Consider the following 4,086-nt stretch of genomic DNA (forward strand, 5'->3'; position numbering starts at 1 on the left):
GAGGCCTACGCGCAGCACGTGCCCGTCGAGGCGTAGCGCCCGCACCGCGGCGGGACGGCCCGCACGGGTCCCCAGGGCATTAGCGCCGTTTCGACCGTTGTCGGACCCAGCGCCTACTCTGTCCTGCGTGACTTCGCCTGCCACCACGGACTCCGGACCGCCCCAGCTCAGCGCGGGGCCGCGCCCCGCACCGGGCCCGGCCGCCGACGAAGGGCTCGCGCGGCGCCTGCGCGCGCTCGCCTGCACGGCGCCGCTGCACGACCTGGACGTGCGCAAGGCCAACCTGGCGGGCGAGTACTCGACGTACGGCATGGCCGAGGTGGCACTCGCCGCGATCGACCTCGTCACGCTCAACATGGACTTCGACACGGGCGCCGACCACGAGCAGATAGTGGCCCGCCTCCTGCCGCGCGTCGCCGCCCAGGCCCCCGCACGGACCGCCGGCGAGCACGAGCGCGTCGCCCGCTGGGTCCTGGAGAACCTGATCAACGTCGGCAGCGTGGACCGCGGCTTCCGCGCCGTCTACGGCACCTTCGCGCCCGACGGCACGTACGTGCGCCGTGACTACGACTTCAAGCTGATCGAGGAGGTCCCCGGCTACGGGGGCGGCGTCTACCTGCGCACCACCGACGAAGCGGTCAACGTGCTGGTCGGTGCCCTCGACACGGACGTCACCAGCGCGCAGATCGCCGCCGAGGTCAAGCTCGAGGTGCTGATCAGCCGCGGCCGCCTCGCCGACGCCCAGCTCGCCGCCGAGCAGGCCCGCTACCGCACGGTCCAGTACTCGGAGACCCTGCGCAGAGCACTCGACGCGACCCGGCGCAACGTCCGCGCGGTCGACTGGCTCCAGGCCGTGCCCGACATGATCGCCGAGGCGCTCGACCACGTCGCCGACCGCTACCGCCACGAGAACGCGATCCTGACGAACATCCGCAAGGCCCGCGACGAGTCGGAGGACCCCGAGCACAAGCGCCGCGCCGCCGAGCTCGTCGACATCGTCAAGGACTGCATCCGCCGCCACACCCAGCTCCAGTCCCGCCTCCTGGAGGCCGGACCGCTGTTCCGCGCCGAGCAGGACCGGCAGGCCTTCGCCGCGCCCGCCGCGCGCACCGGCCTCGACCTGTACGGGCAGCTCGTCGCCCCGCTGCTGCCGCTTCCCGTGGAGAGCGCTACCAAGGTCACCGACGCCTTCTTCGCGCGGGGCACCGGACTGCGCACGCCCGTCTCCGTCCGCGTCGGCGACCTGGTCGACATCCTGCTCACCCCGCCGCAGGAGCGCGAGCACCTCGGCGCCGAGATGCCCGAGCCCGACCTGATCGCCACCCCGGACGACAGCCGGTTCAGCGAGGAGCAGCTGGCGAGCGCGATGCAGCTCCTCGACCTGCCCGCCGACGCGCCCCGCAGACTCTCCGGCCTGCTCGCCGAGGCCCGCACCCGCGACCCCGAACTGCCGTACCTGGTCGCCCTGCTGGCCGTCCACGCGGCGAGCCCGCCGGTCGGCACGGCCTACCGCCAGGGCGAACCGAAGCTGCTGTTCGCCGTCGACGACGGCACGGAGCTCGACGACGACGAGTTCGGCGGCGCCGACCTCATCGTGGGCACCGCCCTGCTCGACGCGGCCGGCATGGCCGCGGACCGGACGGAGGCCGCATGACGCCCGCCGCCGCAGACACCGCCGCCACGTCCACCGCAGACACCGCCGCCCCGACCGCCGCAGGACCCACCGAGGAGCACCGCCCGTGACCGAGTACCCCGCCGAGCACGCCGAGCGCGGCGACACCGAGGCTCCCGGCACCGGTGCGGTCAGGGCCCCCGCGGCCGTCACGCCCGCCGATGCCGCCGACGCCGCCCGGCTCGTCTCCTTCGGCCTGCAGCCCAAGCTCCAGCCCTCCCGCGACCAGGAGTACACCGAACTGCTGCGCCGCTACCGGGAGGACCCGGCGTTCGCCCGCCTCGCCGACGCCGTGGCCACCGGGCTCGGCCTCGTCGTCCTCGAGGTCTCCCCGCGCGCGGGGATGGCCGTCACCGCCGCCGAGGACTCCGTCTTCGCGGTCCGCATGGGTGACTACGCCCGCCGCACCGCCGCCGACTCCACCGACCGCTTCCTGCACGGTGTCGCCCACCTCGCCGCCGCGGCGCTCGCCTTCCCGCGCCCCGAGGATCTCGCCGACGACGGCTACATCGGCCGCGTGAGCGTCCACGGCGTCGACGCCTTCGTGCGCCAGGCGTGCACCAAGCTGGAGGAGCGCGCCGAGGAGCAGGGGGAGAACACCGACCCGGCCACGGACGCCCCCGGACTCGAGTCCGCATGGCGCGTCTGGGCGCGGCGCAGCTCCACCGGTGCCACCAAGGACGCACGCAGACTGGCGGGTTCGACCACCGGCATCGTCGGCAAGGCCCTCGCCTTCCTCACCGACTCCGGCTTCCTGCAGCGCACCGGCGACGACGGCGGCGGCACCTACCGCACCACCGCGCGCTACCAGCTCCAGGTCCGCGACATGGCCGGCACCGCCGCCATGGCCGAGCTCCTCGACCTGGGCGTCGTCCCCGTGACCGACGGTTCCGCCACGCTGCTGCCGCCCATGGACGAGGAGGCGGCCGGGCTCGTCGCCGACGCCGGCCTGCCCTTCCACTCCTGACCCGCGCCACCGCCCACCCGAACTGCCGTCCCTACCACGAGAGTCCGCCATGTACGAGCTGTCCCGGGTCCGCCTCTACTCCATCGGACCTGCCGGTGCGCGCTACGCCGACACCGTGCTCGACCTGCGCGGAGTCGGCGCACCGGTGCCCGACCCCGCCCCCCAGCAGGCGGAGTTCTTCGAGGACGAGCCCGTCGGCCCGCCGCGCCGCCCCGCCCCGGCCGGCGTGCTGTTCCTGGAGAACGGCGGCGGCAAGTCCGTCCTGCTCAAGCTGATCTTCTCGGTGATGCTCCCCGGCCACCGGAACACACTGGGCGGCGCCAGCTCCGGCGTGCTGCGCAAGTTCCTGCTCGCCGACGACTGCGGCCACGTCGCCCTCGAGTGGCAGCACACCCTCACCGGCGAGTGCGTCGTCGTCGGCAAGGTCAGCGAGTGGCGCGGCCGCCAGGTCTCCAACGACCCCCGCAAGTTCGCCGAGGCCTGGTACTCCTTCCGGCCCGGCCCCGGCATGAGCCTCGACGCCCTGCCGGTCGCCGAGGCCACCGCCGTGCGCCCCGTCGCCGAGGGCGCCTCCGGCGCACAGGGCCGCCGCCGCACCATGAAGGGCTTCCGCGACGCCCTCACCGAGGCCGGCAAGGCGTACCAGCACCTGGAGGTGCACTGGGAGGAGATCCACGACCGGTGGAACGAGCACCTCGGCGACCTCGGACTCGACCCCGAACTCTTCCGCTACCAGCGGGAGATGAACGCGGACGAGGGCGAGGCCGCCGGCCTCTTCGCCGTCAAGAAGGACTCCGACTTCACCGACCTGCTGCTGCGCGCCGTCACCGACACCCGGGACACCGACGGCCTCGCCGACCTCGTCAGCGGCTTCGGGAACAAGCTGGGCCGGCGGGCCGAGCTGATCGCCGAGCGTGAGTTCACCGCGGGTTCCGTGGACCTGCTCACCCGGATCGTCGAGGCCGCCGCAACCCGCTCCCGCGCGCGGGACATCCACACCGCGTCCGAGCGCCGCACCCGCACGCTCGCCCGCCGCCTCTCGGCCCGCGCCGCCGTCGAGCGCGGCCGGGCCGGCGCGCTCGCCCAGCAGGTCACGGCCGCCGCGCACACCGTCACCACCGCCGAGACGGCCCGCGAGCGCAGCGCCCTGATCGCGGCCGAACTGGCGTACCGGCACGCTTCCCTGGCCCTCGCCGGAGCCGAGAAGGCCGCCGCCGCGCAGAAACGCGAACTGGCCGACGCCCGCACCCTGTACGCCGCGTGGCAGGCCGCCGAGGCGGTGCTGCGCCATCGCGCCGCCGCCGACCGCTCCGCGCGCGTGGCCGTCGCCATCCGCGAGGCCGAGCGGGACGCGGCCCCCGCGCTCGCCGCCCGCGCCAAGGCCGCCGCCGACCTCGTCCGGGCCCTGCACGGCGCCGCCGAGAAGGCCGAGCAGCACGCGAACGAG

At 74.8% G+C, this 4,086-nt stretch carries 2 protein-coding genes and 1 pseudogene; all 3 read left to right on the forward strand.

The genetic code is table 11. From position 1 onward, the window contains the following. Positions 1–127 precede the first annotated feature (127 nt). Positions 128–1,654 (forward strand): hypothetical protein, encoded by a 1,527-nt coding sequence (locus GTW43_RS06550; RefSeq protein ID WP_161300676.1) that lies wholly within the window; start codon positions 128–130, stop codon positions 1,652–1,654. An 85-nt stretch (positions 1,655–1,739) separates the two neighbouring features. After that, entirely contained in the window at positions 1,740–2,639 is a 900-nt protein-coding gene (locus GTW43_RS06555) for a hypothetical protein (protein WP_161300677.1), read from the forward strand. Positions 2,640–2,688: 49 nt separating this feature from the next. After that, positions 2,689–4,086 (forward strand): annotated as a pseudogene (locus GTW43_RS06560) (hypothetical protein); the annotation flags it as partial.

Origin of the sequence: Streptomyces sp. SID5785 (genome assembly GCF_009870065.1) — a bacterium.
In the GTDB taxonomy this organism is placed as follows: Bacteria; Actinomycetota; Actinomycetes; order Streptomycetales; family Streptomycetaceae; genus Streptomyces.